Origin of the sequence: Saccharopolyspora erythraea, assembly GCF_018141105.1 — a bacterium.
GTDB classification, from domain to species: Bacteria; Actinomycetota; Actinomycetes; order Mycobacteriales; family Pseudonocardiaceae; genus Saccharopolyspora_D; species Saccharopolyspora_D erythraea_A.
Map to the genome: position 1 here is coordinate 2,866,696 of NZ_CP054839.1, position 16,121 is coordinate 2,882,816.

Consider the following 16,121-nt stretch of genomic DNA (forward strand, 5'->3'; position numbering starts at 1 on the left):
CGCTTCCCAGCTACCGCCGGCTCAGCGCTCCTCGGCTTCCTCGAGGGGTGCGACGGCCGCGGCCGCTTCGCGGTCGAGCAGCCACAGGGTGCGGTTGCGACCGTGTGCGCCCGCGGCCGGGATGTCGACCGGGTCCGCGCCGCTCAGGGCCGCCGCCACCGGCTCGGCCTTGGCCGCACCGGTGGTCATCAGCCACACCTGCGAGGCCGCGCGGATCGCGGGCAGGGTGAGCGAGATCCGCGTCGGCGGCGGCTTCGGGCAGTCGTGCACGCCGACCACCGTGTGCCCGGACTCCCGCACGTACGGGGTGTCCGGGAACAGCGAGGCGGTGTGGCCCTCCTCGCCGACGCCGAGCATCAGCACGTCGAACGCGGGCACCGGCGTGTCGGTCGCCGCGTCCGCCTGGGTGGCCAGCACCTCGGCGTAGTGCGCCGCCGCCGCGTCGGCGTCCGGGCCGAACCTGCCGTCCGACGGAGCCATCGGGTGCACCCTGGCGGGGTCGACGGCGACGTGGTCGAGCAGTGCCTTGCGCGCCTGCGTCTCGTTGCGCTCGGGATCGCCGTCGGGCAGGAACCGCTCGTCGCCCCAGTACAGGTCGACCCGGCCCCAGTCCACCGCGCCGCAGGCGGGGGAGAGCCGGACCTGCTCCAGCACGCCGATCCCGGTGCGCCCGCCGGTGAGCACCACCGACGCCGAACCGCGCGCGGTCTGCGCGTCGACGACGGCGGTGATCAGCCTGGCCGCGGCCGCGGCGGCCAGGCTGTCGCTGCCCTCGTGGACGACGACGTCAGGAGCGGTCACGACTCCTCGCCCTCCTCGTCGGTCTCCTGCTCCGCGGCCTCGTCGCCCTTGGTGATCTTGGAGAGCCCGTGCAGGGTCGCCTCGTAGATCTCGTCGGGGTCCAGCCTGCGCAGGTCCTCGGACAGGCAGTCCCGCACCTCGCGGCGCTGCAACGCCACCCGCCGGTCCGGCTGGCCCGGCTGGGTCAGCGACCCGACCTTGCCGTCCGGCCGGACGATCTCGACGTTGCCCGACGGCCGCTCCAGCACCGCCGAGACGATGCCCGGGCCGCGCGGGTGCTCCAGCCGCCGCACCGGGATGTCCAGGTAGCTCGCCAGCCACGCCGCCAGCAGGTCGGTCGACGGCGAGTCCGCCGCGCCGCTGACGGTGGCCGCGGTGACCGGCTCGTGCGGCGGCAGGTCCAGCGCCGCCGCCAGCACCGCGCGCCACGACGTCAGCCGCGTCCAGGCCAGGTCGGTGTCACCGTCGGTGTAGGAGCGGACGCGGTCCTGCAGCGCGCCGATGGGGTCTTGCTCGGCGGCGGCGTCGGTGATCCGCCGGTGCGACAGCGCGCCGATCGGGTCCTTGGCCGGGCTCTCCGGCGCGTCGCTGGGCCACCACGCCACGACCGGCGCGTCCGGCAGCAGCAGCGGCACGACCGACCCGGCGCCCTCGTCGGCCAGCGCGCCGTACAGGCGCAGCACGATGACCTCGGACGCGCCGGCGTCACCGCCGACCCGGATCTGGGCGTCGAGCCGCGGCGCCGCCTGCTTGAGGCCGCGCGCCACGACGATCACCCGCGCCGGGTGCTCCCGGCTGGCGTCGTTGGCGGCTTGGATGGCCTTCTCGACCTCGGTCCCGTCACCGGTGACGATCACCAGGGTCAGCACCCGGCCCAGCGCCACGGCGCCACCGCTCTCGCGCAGCTCGACCAGCTTCTTGTTGACCTGCGACGTGGTGGTGGACGGCAGATCGATGATCACGGTCGCCTCCAGGTGCGTCCGGTGCGGGCCATCATGGCGTCCGCCGACGGCGGACCCCAGGTCCCGGCCTTGTAGGACTCGGGCTTGCCGTGCGCGGCCCAGTAGTCCAGCACCGGGTCGAGGATCTTCCAGGACTGCTCGACTTCTTCGTTGACCGGGAACAGCGAGGGCTCGCCGAGCAGCACGTCGAGGATCAGCCGCTCGTAGGCCTCCGGCGAGGACTCGGTGAAGGCGTGGCCGTAGCCGAAGTCCATCGTCACGTCCCGCACCTCCATCGAGGTGCCGGGGACCTTCGAGCCGAAGCGCATCGTCACGCCCTCGTCCGGCTGCACCCGGATCACCAGCGCGTTCTGCCCCAGCTCCTCGGTCATGGTGTCGTCGAAGGGCAGGTGCGGGGCGCGCTTGAACACCACCGCGATCTCGGTGACCCGCCTGCCCAGCCGCTTGCCGGTGCGCAGGTAGAACGGCACCCCGGCCCAGCGCCTGCTCTCGACCTCCAGGGTGATCGCGGCGTAGGTCTCGGTGATGGAGTCGGGGGAGAAACCGCCCTCCTCGTGCAGCCCGGGCACCAGCGAACCGCCCTGCCAGCCACCGGTGTACTGACCGCGCGCGGTGGTCTGGTCGAACGGACCGACCGGCTTGGTCGCCGAGAGCACCTTCAGCTTCTCGGCGCGCAGGTCCTGCGGCGCGAAGGAGACCGGCTCCTCCATCGCGGTGAGCGCCATCAGCTGCAGCAGGTGGTTCTGGATGACGTCGCGCGCCGCGCCGATGCCGTCGTAGTAGCCCGCCCGGCCGCCGAGGCCGATGTCCTCGGCCATCGTGATCTGCACATGGTCGACGTAGTGGGCGTTCCAGATCGGCTCGAACAGCTGGTTGGCGAAGCGCAGCGCCAGGATGTTCTGGACGGTCTCCTTGCCCAGGTAGTGGTCGATGCGGAACACCGAGTCCTCGGGGAAGACCTCGTTGACGATCCGGTTGAGCTCCTGCGCGCTGGCCAGGTCGTGGCCGAACGGCTTCTCGATGACCACCCGCCGCCAGGTGTCGGGCGACTGCTCGGTCAGCCCCGAACGCGACAGCTGCTTGAGCACCGTCGGGAACGCCGACGGCGGAACCGACAGGTAGAACGCGTGGTTGCCGCCGGTGCCGCGCTCGGCGTCGAGCTGCTTGACGGTCTCGGCCAGCCTGTCGAACGCCGGCGGGTCGTCGAAGGAACCGGGCACGAACCGGAAACCCTCGGCCAGCCGGTCCCACACCGTCTGGTGGAACGGGGTGCGGGCGTGCTCCTTGACCGCCTCGTAGACGACCTGCCCGAAGTCCTGGTCGGCCCAGTCGCGCCGGGCGAAGCCGGTGAGCGCGAAGCCCGGCGGCAGCAGCCCGCGGTTGGCCAGGTCGTAGATCGCCGGCATCAGCTTCTTGCGGGACAGGTCGCCGGTCACGCCGAAGATCGTCAGCCCGGACGGGCCCGCGATGCGCGGCAGCCGCTTGTCCCGCGGGTCACGTAATGGGTTCTGCCAGTGCGAACTCACGCCTCGCCCTCCTGTGCCTGGTCCTGGTGCAGGCTCTGCACCGCCTTCACCAGCTCGACCAGGCCCGCCGCCCGGTCGTTGAGGTGCAGCCGGAGAACCGGCCGGTTGTGCTCGGCCAGCACCTGGCCGTCGCCCAGCGCCTGGGCGCGCTGGAGCTCGCCCAGCGTGTAGGGCCGGCCGGGGACCTCCAGCTCCTCCTCGGCGGTGCCTGTGATCTGCAGGAAGATCCCGTTCTGGTGGCCGCCCTTGTGGTACTGCCCGGTGGAGTGCAGGAACCGCGGCCCCCACCCGAAGGTCGTCTGCAGGCCGGTGCGGCGCGCCAACTCCGGGCGCAGCACGGCCGCCGAGGCGTCGTCGAGCCGGTCGAGGTAGGCCTGCACCGACAGGTAGCCGCCGCCCGGCGCGGTCGCCAGGAACGCCCGCAGCGCCTCGGCGACGGTGCCGACCCCGGCCGAGAGCCAGTCGCCCGAGGGGTGCACCTCGATCGAGCCGTCGACGGTCGCAGGGGTCGCGGCCGGGCCGCCGCCCGCGCCGTCCAGCAGCGCACGCGCGGCCTTCTTGGCGGCCTCGACGTCGGGCTGGTCGAACGGGTCGATGCCCAGCAGGCGGCCGGCCAGCGCGGTGGCGAACTCCCACAGCAGGAACTGGCCGCCGAGCGGGCCGTCGACGCTGATCCGCGCCGCTTCGTCGGCGGGACCGATCGCCACCGTCGTCGCGTCGTCACCGGCGTCGGCGAAGCCCGCGGCGCGGGCGTCCTCGGTGACCACCGGCAGCAGGCCGGTGCCGTTCTTGCCGGTCGACTCCGCGATGAGCTGCTCGGCCCAGTCCGGCAGGCCCTTGATGCCCGAGCCGGTGTCGGCGAAGACGACCTTCTCGGCGCCCCTGGCGTGCGCCGCGCCGAGCGCCGAGGCCAGTCGCACGGCCGGGCTGCTCTCGGAGTCCTCGCGCAGCGCAGCGAAGGCCGCGGCGGCGTCGTCGAGCAGCGCGGAGATGTCGGCGCCCGCCAGCCCGGCGGGCACCAGCCCGAAGGCCGTCAGCGCCGAGTAGCGGCCGCCGACGTCGGGGTCGGCGGTGAAGACCTTGCGGTAGCCGGCCTCCTCGGCGGCCTTCTGCATCGGCGAGCCCGGGTCGGTGACCACGATGATGCGGGTCACAGGATCGATTCCGTTCTCGGAGAACGCCCGCTCGAAGACGCGGCGGTGGCTGTCGGTCTCGACGGTGGTGCCCGACTTCGACGAGACGACCAGCACGGTGCGCTCGAGGTCGCCGGCCAGCGCGTCGGCGACCTGACCGGGATCGGTGGTGTCCAGCACGGTCAGCGGCACACCGGCGGTCGCGGTGATCACCTCCGGCGCCAGCGAAGAGCCGCCCATGCCGGCCAGCACGATCCGGTCCAGCCCCTCGGAGTGCAGATCCGCGCGCAGCGCGTCGATCTCGGCCAGCAGCGGCCGGGAGCTCTCGTGCAGGGTGGTCCAGGACAGCCGGATGGACGCCTCGCTCTCGGCGTCCGGGCCCCACAGGGTGTGATCCTTCGCGGCGAGCCTGCTCGCCGCCTTGTCACCGGCCAGCCGCTCGGCCAGCGGCCGGGCCTCGTCAGCCAGCGCCGAGTCGGAGATTTCGACTGAGGTTTCGGTCGCCATGCAAATCCTTCAGCGCTCGAGTTCCAATAGCGTGGATTGGACACCGAGGTGCGCACCGGCCGGTGGTCGTGGGCGACCTGACGGCCGTCGTGGCCCCCGCAGCGAGCCGGGGTGCCGTCCTCGGCGTTGCCGAACTGCGGGCACGACACCGGCGGCGTGCCCACACAGTCTGCTTGATCCGGCCAAGCGCGGCATGGCCGCGCACCGGAAGGGCGCGGAGCACCGGCGGCCTGGCCGCCGGCGCCCCGCGCCCACCGCTCACTTGGCCTGGTCGAGCTGCTCGCGAACCGTCTGCAGCAGTTCTTCCCAGGACTTCTCGAACTTGTCGACGCCCTCGCGCTCCAGCACGGCGAACACGTCGTCGAGGTCGATGCCCGCGGCCGACAGCGAGTCGAAGACCTGCTGCGACTCGGCCGCCCTGCCCGACACCTGGTCGCCCCGCACGTCGGCGTGGTCGGCCGTGGCGAAAAGCGTCGCCTCCGGCATGGTGTTCACCGTGTTCGGCGCGACCAGCTCGTCGACGTAGCGGGTGTCGGAGTAGGACGGGTCCTTGACGCCGGTCGAGGCCCACAGCGGGCGCTGCGGCTTGCCGCCGTCGGCGGCCAGGGCCTTGAACCGGTCGGAGGCGAAGACCTCCTCGTAGGCGGCGTAGGCCAGCCGGGCGTTGGCGATGGCCGCCTTGCCCCGCAGCTCCTGGCCGCCCTCGACCGACTCCAGGCGCTTGTCGATCTCGGTGTCGACCCGGGAGACGAAGAACGAGGCCACCGAAGCGATCTGGGCGAGGTCGTGGCCGTTGGCCTTGGCCTGCTCCAGACCGGCGAGGTAGGCGTCCATGACGTCCCGGTAGCGCTCGACCGAGAAGATCAGCGTCACGTTGACGCTGACGCCCTCGGCCAGCACGCGGGTGATGGCAGGCAGGCCCTCGACGGTGGCCGGGATCTTGACCATCAGGTTGGGACGGTCGACGGCCTTCCACAGGTCCAGGGCCTCGGCGACGGTGCGCTCGGTGTCGTGCGCCAGCCGCGGGTCGACCTCCAGCGAGACGCGGCCGTCGTGGCCGGCCTCGTAGACGTTGCGGAAGATGTCGGCCGCCTCGCGGATGTCGCGGGTGGTCAGCTCGCGGACGGCGTCGTCGACGCTCGCGCCGCGCGCGGCCAGCTCGCGCACCTGCTCGTCGTAGTCCGCGGCGTTGGACAGCGCCTTGGCGAAGATCGTCGGGTTGCTGGTGACGCCCACGACCGCGTGGTCGGAGATCAGCTCGGCCAGGTTGCCGGAGTTGATCCGCTTGCGGGAGAGGTCGTCCAGCCAGATGGAGACACCCGCGTCGCTCAGCGCCTCGAGGTTGCTGTTGGTGGTCACTGATGTTCCTCCACTCACGCGTTGGCGCGTGCGTTGTCCAGGCTCCGGCGCGCCGCGGCGACCACGGCGTCGGCGGTGAACCCGAACTCCTTGAACAGGGTCTTGTAGTCCGCCGAGGCGCCGAAGTGCTCGATCGAGACGATCTCGCCGCTGTCCTTGGCGAAGCGGTACCACGGCTGCGCGATACCGGCCTCGACGACCACGCGGGCGCGCACGCCCCGCGGCAGCACCTGCTCGCGGTAGGCATCGTCCTGCGCGTCGAACCACTCCACGCACGGCATGGACACCACACGGGTTGCAACGCCGTCGGCCTCCAGGGTCTTCCTGGCCTCCACGGCCAGCTCGACCTCGGAACCGGTGGCGATGATCACCAGGTCGGGCTCGCCGGAGCCGGCCTCGGCCAGCACGTAGCCGCCGCGGGCGACGCCCTCGGCGTCGGTGCCCTCCAGCGTCGGCACGCCCTGGCGGGTCAGCGCCAGGCCGGCGGGGCCGCTGGTGTCCTCCAGGATCGCCTTCCACGCCGCGGCGGTCTCGTTGGCGTCGGCCGGGCGGACCACCGACAGGCCGGGGATGGCGCGCAGCGAGGCGAGCTGCTCGATCGGCTGGTGGGTCGGGCCGTCCTCGCCCAGGCCGATCGAGTCGTGCGTCCACACGTAGACGACCGGGGTCTTCATCAGCGCCGCGAGCCGCACCGCGGGCCGCATGTAGTCGCTGAAGATGAGGAAGGTGCCGCCGTAGGGGCGGGTGCCGCCGTGCAGCGCGATGCCGTTGAGGATCGAGCCCATCGCGTGCTCGCGGATGCCGAAGTGCAGCGTCCGGCCGTAGGGCTGGGCGGTCCAGCTGCCGGTGGAGATCTCGGCGGGGCCGAAGGACTCCACGCCCTTCATGGTGGTGTTGTTGCTCTCGGCGAGGTCGGCCGAGCCGCCCCACAGCTCGGGCAGCACGTCGGCCAGCGCCGCCAGGACCTCACCGGAGGCCTTGCGGGTGGCCACGGCCTTGCCGCCGGCCTCGTAGGTCGGCAGCTTCTCCTGCCAGCCCGCGGGCAGCTCGCGCTTGCTCAGGCGGTCCAGCAGCGCCTTGCGCTCCGGGTTGGCCTGCGCCCACGCCTCGAACTCGACCTGCCACTTGTCGTGGGCGGCCTTGCCGCGCTCGGCGACCTTGCGGGCGTGCTCGAGCACCTCGGGGGCGACCTCGAAGGACTTCTCCGGGTCGAAGCCCAGCGCCTGCTTGACCCCGGCGACCTCCTCGGCACCGAGCGCGGCGCCGTGGGCCTTGCCGGTGTTCATCTTGGTCGGAGCGGGGTAGCCGATCACCGTGCGCAGCACGATCAGCGTCGGGCGACTGGTGTCGGCCTTGGCGGTCTCGATGGCCTCGAGCAGCCCGGTCACGTCCTCGCCGCCGTGCACGGTGAGCACCTGCCAGCCGTAGGCCTCGTAGCGCTTGGCGGTGTCCTCCGACAGCGCGATGCGGGTGTCGTCCTCGATGGAGATCTCGTTGGCGTCGTAGATCACCGTGAGGTTGCCGAGCTGCTGGGTGCCCGCCAGGGACGACGCCTCGGAGGTCACGCCCTCCTCGATGTCGCCGTCGGAGGCGATGACGTAGACGTGGTGGTCGAAGATGCTCTCACCCGCGGCGGCCTCGGGGTCGAACAGCCCGCGCTCGCGGCGGGATGCCATCGCCATGCCGACCGCGGTCGCCAGGCCCTGGCCGAGCGGGCCGGTGGTGGTCTCCACACCCGTGGTGTGGCCGTACTCGGGGTGGCCCGGGGTCTTCGAGTCCCACTTGCGCAGCGCCTTGAGGTCGTCCAGCTCCAGGCCGTAGCCGGAGAGGAAGAGCTGCACGTACAGGGTGAGGCTCGAGTGCCCGGCGGAGAGCACGAACCGGTCGCGGCCGATCCACTCGGCGTCGCTGGGGTCGTGCCTCATGACGCGCTGGAACAGCGCGTAGGCGGCGGGGGCCAGGCTCATCGCGGTGCCTGGGTGCCCGCTCCCGCAGTTCTCGACCGCGTCGGCGGCCAGCACCCGGGCCGTGTCCACGGCGCGCTGGTCCAACTCGGTCCAGTCTTCGGGGAGTCGCTTGGTGGTCAAGCGGGCAAGATCGTCGGTGACGGACACGGACGCAGCTCCAGTTTCCCTCGGCGCGGCGAATGCGGTCGCTTGACTTGACCGATCCGAACCGCTGTTATCCCTCGTCCGACGGGCAGCCTAGTCATGTCCGATCAGGGACCTGGCGACCCGTCTGGATTGATGTCGTCTCCCGCGTCGCCGAACGCGCAGCGCAGCTCGCCCCTGCTCGCGCCCCGAACGTGGACGCGGCCGTGCGGACCGGCCGTACGGGAACCCGGCCACCGTCCGCGCCGCGCCCCGCACCTGGTACCGGCAGCGGGAACGGCGTCGAGAATACCCAGCGAGCAGCCGTGACCGGTGCCACCGTTTCTCGCGCCGGTGGCAGGGTAGCCACCCGCCTGCCACCCGACCGAGGCGCGTTCAGGTAGCGCGCCTACTATTCATTGCGGTCCGTGCCGCAGGTGCCAACTGCGCCCTCGCTCCGGCGCGAACCTCCGCCGAAGTGACCAAGGAGTTCCATGCCGTCGGTGAGCGCAGCGTCGTGACCACCGCCGTCGACGCACCCCAGGCCCGGCACGCCCGGCGCCCCGCCGAGCTGCTGAAGGCCTACGCCGGGCTGATCAAGCCGCGCGTCATCGAGCTGCTGCTGGTGACCACCATCCCGGCCATGCTGCTGGCCGCGCGCGGCATCCCGTCGCCGTGGCTGGTGATCGCCACGCTGGTCGGCGGCACGATGGCCGCGGGCAGCGCCAACGCGCTCAACTGCGTCGCCGACGCCGACATCGACCAGGTGATGAAGCGCACGCGCGCCCGGCCGCTGGTGCGCCACACCGTGTCGAACCGGCACGCGCTGGTCTTCGGCATCGCGCTCGGCCTCGGGTCCTTCGGCTGGCTGTGGGCGACCACGAACCTGCTGTCGGCGGTGCTGGCGGTCGCCACGATCCTGTTCTACGTCTTCGTCTACACCCTGGTGCTCAAGCGCCGCACGGCCCAGAACATCGTCTGGGGCGGGGCCGCGGGCTGCATGCCGGTGGTCATCGGCTGGGCCGGGGTTACCGGGCGGGTGGACTGGCCCGCGCTGGTGATGTTCGGGATCATCTTCTTCTGGACGCCGCCGCACACCTGGTCGCTGGCGATGAAGTACCGGGACGACTACGAGCGCGCCGGGGTGCCGATGCTGCCGGTGGTCGCCCGCCCGACCTACGTCTCCCGCCAGATCGTGGTGTTCACCTGGCTCATGGTGCTGTGGACGCTGCTGCTGGCCCCGGCCACCGGCTGGCTCTACGCGGCGTTCGCGGTGGCCGCGGGTGCCTGGTTCCTCTACCTCGCGCACCGGCTGCACGCGCAGACCCGACGGGGCGAGCCGACCAAGCCGCTGAAGCTGTTCCACCTGTCCAACACGTACCTGATGATCGTGTGCGTGGCGCTGGCGGTGGACTCCGCGCTCAGCCTGCCGGTGCTCGGCTGGCCGTTCTAGGTTCTGTTTCACAAGCGGCGGAGCCGCTTGCGGTGTGGGACTCAGCTGGACTCCCGCGGGTTCTCAGCCGTCTTCTCGCGAGGACAGCTTCGACGCCGCGGGGCATACGTCAGTCGGAGATCCCGGAGCGAGAAGGCGGCTGAGGTTCCGCCAGGCGACCCACTACGCAAACACATCCGAGACACGTCCTAGCGCACCCAGCGCAGCACCGCGGTCACCGCGAGCGCGGCGGCGGCCGTCACCGCCGAGGCCAGCAGCATCGCGGCCTCGAAGCCGTTCGCGAGCCTCGCCGGCGCGGTCAGGTCGGTGCCCTGCACGGCGGTGAGCACCGCGCCGCAGGCCGAGACGCCCAGCAGCCCGCCGAGCTGGCGGGCCTCGGTCACCAGTCCGCTGGCCAGGCCGCGCCGCTCGGCCGGCGTGGTGGTGAACGCGCCCGTGCTGGCCGGGGTGAACACCGCGGGCCGGGAGAGGCTGAACGCGAGCAGGCCGGGGACCAGCACGAGCAGCCCGGCGCGCGGCGCGAGCATCCCCACCCAGCACAGCCCGGCGGTGGCGAGCACGAGTCCGCCGACGACCAGCTTCCACGGTCCGCGCCGGTCGGTCAGCTGCCCGGTGGTCAGCGACAGCAGCGGGGTGAACACCCCGGCCAGCGCGAGCACCAGACCGGCGGTGAACGCGCTCTCGCCCAGTCCGTGCTGGAGGAAGAGCACCAGGTAGACGGCGTTGCCCAGGACCGCGAACTGGATGGCGAACAGCGCCACCAGCGAGGCGAGCAACGCGCGGTTGCGGGCCATCAGCGCGACCGGCAGCAGCGGGTGCGGCGAGCGCAGCTCGTGGCGGACCAGCAGCCAGAGCAGCAGCAACCCGGCGGCCACCGGTCCGGCCGCCGCGAACCCCCAGTCTGCGATCTCGGTGAGGCCGACGACCACACCGGCCATGCCGGTCATCAGCAGCACCAGGGAACCGACCTCGACCGGCTGCGGATCGGGTTCGCGCGACGCGACGAGCCAGCGGCGTCCCTGGTGGAAGGCGAACACCACGACGGGCAGGTTCACCAGGAACAGCCACCGCCAGCTCGCCACCTCCAGCAGCGCCCCGGAGATCAGCGGGCCCGCCGTGAGCAGCGTGGTGCCTCCGGTGGACAGCAGCCCCACCGCCCAGCCGCGGTGCTCCGCGCCGACGGTGCGGGAGGTAGCGGCCAGCGCCAGCGGCTGCATGACCGCACCGCCGACTCCCTGGACGAACCGGGCGCCGATGAGGAAGCCGAGGCTCGGCGCCGCCGCGCAGGCCGCGGAGGCCAGGCCGAACACGGCGAGCCCGGCCAGCAGCATCCGCCTGCGGCCGAACCGGTCGGCGAGCCGTCCCGCGGCGACCATCAGCACCGCGAGCGCCAGCAGGTAGGCGGTGATCGTCCACTGCAACCGGGTCGCGGAGGCGCCGAACTCGCGTTGCAGCGCAGGCAGCGCGACCACTACCGAGGTCTGGTCGAAGAACAGCAGCATGTTGACGCTCAGCGTGCACATGAGCACGTGCCGCTGCCGCTGGTCGAGCGATCGCCACTCGCTGGTACGGGACACCCGAAGTAGTGTCGCCGCGCCTGGGGCTCAGCACACCTCGCCGGTGGTGGCGGCGGTGGCCGTCAGCAGGTCGCGGACGAGCTCGAAGTCGATGCGGTCGGCGTGGCGGAAGCGCAGGCAGCCCTTGCCCATGTCGTGGTCGGCGAGCCGCTGCGCGAACGCGTCGCGCACGTCGGTGCGCAGCAGGTAGAGGGAGATGCAGCGTTTCTGGGCGGCGAACGCGATCTCGATCGTGCCGTCTCGCTGGTACCCGGGCATGCCGTAGGCCATGACCTCGGTGAAGCCGGTGAGCTCGGCGCGGCAGAGCTCGCGCACCCGCTCCAGAGCCCGTCTGCGGTCGTCGGGGAGTTCCGCGAGGTAGCCGTCGACGTCGGCGGCCTTGCTCTGCACCATGCCCGGAGCCTAGCCGTGATCAGCTCTCCAACGCCCGGTCGTCGGCGCTGAAGTCGGCATCTTCGGCGGTGGGCGGATGTTCGAGGTGCCAGCGCACCGACCGCGCCACCGACTCCGCCGGATCCCCGGGCTCCCAGCCCAGCACCCGGCGGGCCTTCTCGTTGCTGAACAGCAGGTGCTGGCCGAAGGTGCCGGTGAGCGACTCGGGCGGCACGTCGGCGACGGTCACCAGTTCGGCGCCGGATCCCGCGGCCCGCAGGATCTGCGCCATCCACTCCCGGACGGTCACCGTCGTGGTCTCGCAGATGTTGAAGACCTCGCCGCGCGCCGCGGGCTCGTCCAGCGCGGCCATCACGGCGCGGGCGACGTCGTCGACGTGCACGCGCGACCACAGCAGGTTTCCGGGCCCGACCGGGATGCGTTCGCGGCCGGCGCGGACCCTGCGCAGCACGAAGTCCTCGCGACGCTGGGGGTCGTGCTCGCCGTAGACGACCGCCAGCCGCAGCACGGTCGCGGCCCGTGCCAGGTAGAGCGGTTCCACGTCGAGCTTTTCGTAGGCGTCCATGTCGACGTCGTAGCCATCGACGCCAGGCGCGCCCCGGTGCGGGTAGCGCTCCTGCCGAAGCGGGGAATCCTCGGTGATCGGCACCGGGATGCGGCCGCCACCGGCGAGGGCCAGTTCGTACGCGCGGTAGACGTCCATGCTGGAGAGCACGACGATCGGCACGCCGGGCAGGTGGGGCAGCACCGACTCGGCGTCTGTGCTGGTCATGGCGAGGGTGTCCACGACCGCGTCGGGGGCGAACTCGCCGATCCGCTCGGCGGCGCTCGCGAAGGCGGCGCGATCCATGTGCAGGTGCCGCACCGCGACCCAGTTCTCGGGGTTGTGCCTGCCCCGGTGCGCGACGAGCACCTCGTCGCCCCGGCGGCCAGCTCCTCGGTGATCCTGCGGCCGATGAACCGGGTTCCGCCGACGACGAGCACGCGCATGCCGATCACCTCCGTCGCCGCAACCACAGCACAGGAGGACCGTCGCGTCCGCGCTGTTCGCCCCGGGTGGAAGCGGCCGCCGAGGGCGCCTCAGCGGCACCCCCGGGCGGCGCGGCGATCACGGGATCAGCAGCAGCTTTCCGGTCGTGCGGCGGCCTTCGAGGTCCTCGTGCGCGCGGTGGGCGTCGGCGAGCGGGTAGCTGCCTCCGACGGTGATCCGCAGCGTGCCGTTCCCGATCCACTCGAACAGCTCCCCGGAACGCCAGGCCAGCTCCTCGGCGGTCAGGATGTGGTGCGCCAGGCTCGGACGGGTCAGGAACAGCGAGCCACCGGAGTTCAGGCGCTGCGGGTCCTGCGGCGGCACCGGGCCGCTCGACGCGCCGAACAGCGCCAGCAGGCCGCGCGGCCGGAGGCTGGCCAGGCTCGCGTCGAAGGTGGACTTGCCGACGCCGTCGTAGACCACGTCCACACCGCGCCCGTCGGTCAGGTCGCGGACCTCCTCGGCGACGTCGGCCTCGGTGTAGCGGATGACCTCGTCGGCACCGGCCTCGCGGGCGAGCTTCTCCTTCTCCGGCGTGGACACGGTGCCGATGACGTTGCCGCCGAGCGCCTTGACCAGCTGCGTCAGCAGCAGCCCCATGCCGCCCGCGGCGGCGTGCACCAGCGCGGTGTCGCCGGTCTTGACCGGGTAGGTCGAGGTGACCAGGTAGTGGGCGGTCATGCCCTGCAGCAGCGCGGCCGCGGCCGTCCGGTCGTCCACGCCGTCGGGCACCCGCACCAGCTTGTCGACCGGGATCACGGCGCGCTCGGCGTAACCGCCGGGGACCATCGCCCAGGCCACGCGGTCGCCGGCGGCGAAGCCGGTGACCTCCGAACCGACCTCGGCGACGGTGCCAGCGCCCTCGGACCCGGGCGTGAAAGGCAGCGCCAGGTCGTAGACGCCCGAGCGCTGGTAGGTGTCGATGAAGTTGACACCCGCGGCGGCGACGTCGATCAGCACCTCACGCGGGCCCGGGCTCGGGTCCTCGATCTCGGCGAGTTTCAGGACCTCCGGCCCGCCGTTGGCCTGTACCCGGATAGCGCGCATGCCTGCCTCCTGTCGATCTGCACCTGTTGCTCCGTGCAACCCGGCGTCGGCTCGTGATCTTCCCGGGCGGGCCGGGAGATCGCCGAGGGCTGGCTCACGAAACCGTCTCGGCCGGGCCGGGACCGCGTCTAGGATCCGGGCATGACCGCACCCGAGAAGCAGGCCGAGACCAAAGCGTCGCCGAAGGCCGTCGCGACCGCCAGCGCGTTCGTGCGGGAGCACGGCGAGTCAGGGCGCGCCGTGGTGGAGAACCTGGGCCGCGCCGGCGCCCGCCTGGTCCTGATCGGCGAGGACGGCGCGCTGGGCGATGTGATGGTGCCCGACGTCGCCACCGGTGAGGCCGTGGTGGAGGCCGTCGACGGGCTCACCGCCGCGGACTGGGACGGCGAGACCACCGCGGCGCTGAAGATCGGCGCCGCCCACCGCAGGAAGATGGCCGGGCCGCGAGCCCGCTGATGGCGCGGGTCCTGCTCGCGAGCTGCGCCGAGCTGCCGGAGTCCGACGGTGACGACACGCCGCTGACCGGCGCGCTCGCGGAACTGGGCGTTGACGCGGCGTGGGCGCCGTGGGACGACCCGGCCGCGGCGTTCGCCGAGGCCGACCTCGTCGTGCTGCGCGCGACGTGGGACTACGCGCCGCGCCGCGACGAGTTCCTCGCGTGGTGCGACTCGGTGCCCGCGCTGGCCAACCCGGCCCCGGCGGTGCGGTGGAACACCGACAAGTCCTACCTGGCCGAGCTCGGCGACGCCGGGGTGGAGGTGGTCCCGACCCGGCTGATCCGGCCGGGGGAGCGCCCGGTGTGGCCGGAGGGCGACTTCGTGCTGAAGCCGGCGGTGGGCGCGGGCTCGCGCGGGGCCGCGCGCTTCGACGCCGACGACCATGACGCTGCCCGGGCGCACCTGGAGATCCTGCACACCGACGGCGGGGTGGCGGTGCTCCAGCCCTACCAGGCGACGGTCGACGCCGAGGGCGAGACCGCGATGGTGTTCATCGGCGGCGTCTTCTCGCACGCCTTCGTCAAGGGCGCGATGCTTTCGGACTCCGCCGCGATGGACTCCTCGGGGCTGTTCGTCACCGAAGGACTGCGCCCGGTCGAAGCCGGCCCAGCGCTGCGCCGGGCCGCCGAGGACGCCATGGACGCGGCGTCGGCGCTGCTCAAGGTCGACCGCGCGGAGCTGCTCTACGCGCGGGTGGACCTCGTGCGCGTCGCCGATGGCAGGCCGTTGCTGCTGGAACTGGAGCTGGCCGAGCCGTCGCTGGGCTTCCGCCAGACCGACGCCGGTGCCCTGCGCAGGTTCGCCTCCGCCGTACGCACCGCGCTCGCCCGCCGCTGAGCCGCGTCGGGCACCCGGCCGTTCGGCCGGGTGTGCCTCGGGCGCCCGTCGCTGAGCCCGCCGCGCCGCCGGACGCCCGCAACTGAGCTGGCCTCGCCGCCGGACGCCCGCAACTGATGGCCCGTGCCTTCAGACGCCCGCCATCGAACCCCCGTTCCGCCGGGCCCGGCCGTTGAGCCGCCCGCGCCCTCGGACATCGGACGCTGAACCGCCCGGGCCGTCGAGCACCCGCTGCTGACCTGGTCGGCGCTCTCCTCCGCTGCGCGGGAACCGGCCCTTCACCCGATCGCCACCGACTTGCGGCGCTCAGGTGCTGGCATCGCCGTTTGCCTTCGCCTATCTTTTCAGCGAAGACTAAAGTCGATCTCAGGGCGCGGCGCCGCGCCCGGCACGGACCCTGGAGGGCGAGCGTGGCCGAGTACGAGCACCGCACCGACCGCCCGGCGATGCCGGAGTGGATCGAGCAGATGGCAGCGCACTTCGAGGCGACCGAGGCGATGCCGCTGATCGCCGGGCGCATCCTGGCGTTCCTGCTGATCTGCGACCCGCCGGAGCGCACCGCGGCCGAGCTGTCCCACGCACTCAGCGCCAGCACCGGGTCGGTGAGCACCAACGTCCGGCTCCTGCTGCGGCTGGGCATCATCTCCAAGACCACCCGCCAGGGCCGCGAAGCCGCGCTGTACCGGGTGGAGGAGGACCGCTGGCCGCAGCTCGTGCGCCACCGCATGCAGCGCGTGACCGAGCTGGAGCAGCTCACCGAGTCCGGGCTGCGGATGTTCAGCGGCCAGGGCGAACGAGCGCGACGGCTGCGCACCGTCCACGAGTTCTACCGGTGGCTCGCCGCGGAGATGCCCGAGCTGTGGCGGCGCTGGGAGCGCGAGGGCAAGGGCACGCTGCGCTTCTGACGCG

The 16,121-nt window shown here is 72.6% G+C and carries 14 protein-coding genes; 4 read left to right on the forward strand and 10 right to left on the reverse strand.

Going from position 1 to position 16,121, the window contains the following annotated elements; all coding sequences use genetic code 11:
• Positions 1-21: 21 nt before the first annotated feature.
• From pgl to tkt, 6 genes are all read right to left on the reverse strand, one after another.
• Positions 22-801 carry a 6-phosphogluconolactonase gene (gene pgl, locus HUO13_RS13400; RefSeq protein WP_211901696.1) on the reverse strand — a complete coding sequence of 260 codons (780 nt, stop codon included), beginning with the start codon at positions 799-801 and terminating at the stop codon, positions 22-24.
• Positions 798-1,763: a glucose-6-phosphate dehydrogenase assembly protein OpcA gene (gene opcA, locus HUO13_RS13405; protein ID WP_211901697.1), complete on the reverse strand. Its 966-nt coding sequence runs from the start codon at positions 1,761-1,763 to the stop codon at positions 798-800. Before opcA ends, pgl begins: the two co-directional genes overlap by 4 nt.
• Positions 1,760-3,289, reverse strand: coding sequence for a glucose-6-phosphate dehydrogenase (gene zwf, locus HUO13_RS13410; protein WP_211901698.1), 1,530 nt, complete (start codon positions 3,287-3,289; stop codon positions 1,760-1,762). The genes opcA and zwf overlap by 4 nt, the downstream gene beginning before the upstream one ends.
• Complete coding sequence (locus tag HUO13_RS13415; RefSeq protein ID WP_211901699.1) at positions 3,286-4,929, reverse strand: glucose-6-phosphate isomerase; 1,644 nt, start codon at positions 4,927-4,929, stop codon at positions 3,286-3,288. The genes zwf and HUO13_RS13415 overlap by 4 nt, the downstream gene beginning before the upstream one ends.
• 258 nt (positions 4,930-5,187) lie before the next feature.
• The gene (gene tal / locus HUO13_RS13420) at positions 5,188-6,288 is read right to left on the reverse strand and encodes a transaldolase (protein WP_211901700.1); all 1,101 of its coding nucleotides are present in this window, start codon (positions 6,286-6,288) and stop codon (positions 5,188-5,190) included.
• Positions 6,289-6,302: 14 nt separating this feature from the next.
• Positions 6,303-8,402: a transketolase gene (gene tkt, locus HUO13_RS13425; protein WP_211901701.1), complete on the reverse strand. Its 2,100-nt coding sequence runs from the start codon at positions 8,400-8,402 to the stop codon at positions 6,303-6,305.
• Between the two features lie 454 nt (positions 8,403-8,856).
• Between tkt and HUO13_RS13430 the strand changes: the two genes are divergently transcribed.
• Complete coding sequence (locus HUO13_RS13430; RefSeq protein WP_211901702.1) at positions 8,857-9,831, forward strand: heme o synthase; 975 nt, start codon at positions 8,857-8,859, stop codon at positions 9,829-9,831.
• A 188-nt stretch (positions 9,832-10,019) separates the two neighbouring features.
• On the opposite strand, the gene HUO13_RS13435 is transcribed toward HUO13_RS13430, so the two are convergent.
• The 4 genes from HUO13_RS13435 to HUO13_RS13455 form a co-directional block, all read right to left on the reverse strand.
• A complete protein-coding gene (locus tag HUO13_RS13435; RefSeq protein WP_249124761.1) occupies positions 10,020-11,408 on the reverse strand; it encodes an MFS transporter in 1,389 nt (462 codons plus the stop codon).
• Positions 11,409-11,435: 27 nt separating this feature from the next.
• Positions 11,436-11,801, reverse strand: coding sequence for an iron chaperone (locus tag HUO13_RS13440; protein ID WP_211901703.1), 366 nt, complete (start codon positions 11,799-11,801; stop codon positions 11,436-11,438).
• A 19-nt stretch (positions 11,802-11,820) separates the two neighbouring features.
• Positions 11,821-12,714: an NAD-dependent epimerase/dehydratase family protein gene (locus tag HUO13_RS37370; protein ID WP_249124762.1), complete on the reverse strand. Its 894-nt coding sequence runs from the start codon at positions 12,712-12,714 to the stop codon at positions 11,821-11,823.
• Between the two features lie 195 nt (positions 12,715-12,909).
• Entirely contained in the window at positions 12,910-13,878 is a 969-nt protein-coding gene (locus tag HUO13_RS13455) for a quinone oxidoreductase family protein (RefSeq protein WP_211901705.1), read from the reverse strand.
• Between the two features lie 141 nt (positions 13,879-14,019).
• On the opposite strand from HUO13_RS13455, the gene HUO13_RS13460 reads away from it, so the two are divergent.
• The 3 genes from HUO13_RS13460 to HUO13_RS13470 all read left to right on the forward strand — a co-directional run bounded on the left by HUO13_RS13460 (position 14,020) and on the right by HUO13_RS13470 (position 16,117).
• Complete coding sequence (locus HUO13_RS13460; RefSeq protein ID WP_211901706.1) at positions 14,020-14,334, forward strand: hypothetical protein; 315 nt, start codon at positions 14,020-14,022, stop codon at positions 14,332-14,334.
• The gene (locus tag HUO13_RS13465) at positions 14,331-15,212 is read left to right on the forward strand and encodes an ATP-grasp domain-containing protein (RefSeq protein WP_432757856.1); all 882 of its coding nucleotides are present in this window, start codon (positions 14,331-14,333) and stop codon (positions 15,210-15,212) included. The genes HUO13_RS13460 and HUO13_RS13465 overlap by 4 nt, the downstream gene beginning before the upstream one ends.
• Positions 15,213-15,622: 410 nt before the next feature.
• On the forward strand, positions 15,623-16,117 hold the full coding sequence (locus tag HUO13_RS13470) for a GbsR/MarR family transcriptional regulator (RefSeq protein WP_211901708.1): 495 nt from the start codon (positions 15,623-15,625) through the stop codon (positions 16,115-16,117).
• Positions 16,118-16,121: the final 4 nt, after the last annotated feature.

Coding starts and splice junctions, on each gene's coding strand:
- HUO13_RS13460 (WP_211901706.1), top strand. CDS start 14,020: ATGACCGCACCCGAGAAGCAGGCCGAGACCAAAGCGTCGCCGAAGGCC.
- HUO13_RS13415 (WP_211901699.1), bottom strand. CDS start 4,929: ATGGCGACCGAAACCTCAGTCGAAATCTCCGACTCGGCGCTGGCTGAC.
- HUO13_RS13440 (WP_211901703.1), bottom strand. CDS start 11,801: ATGGTGCAGAGCAAGGCCGCCGACGTCGACGGCTACCTCGCGGAACTC.
- HUO13_RS13455 (WP_211901705.1), bottom strand. CDS start 13,878: ATGCGCGCTATCCGGGTACAGGCCAACGGCGGGCCGGAGGTCCTGAAA.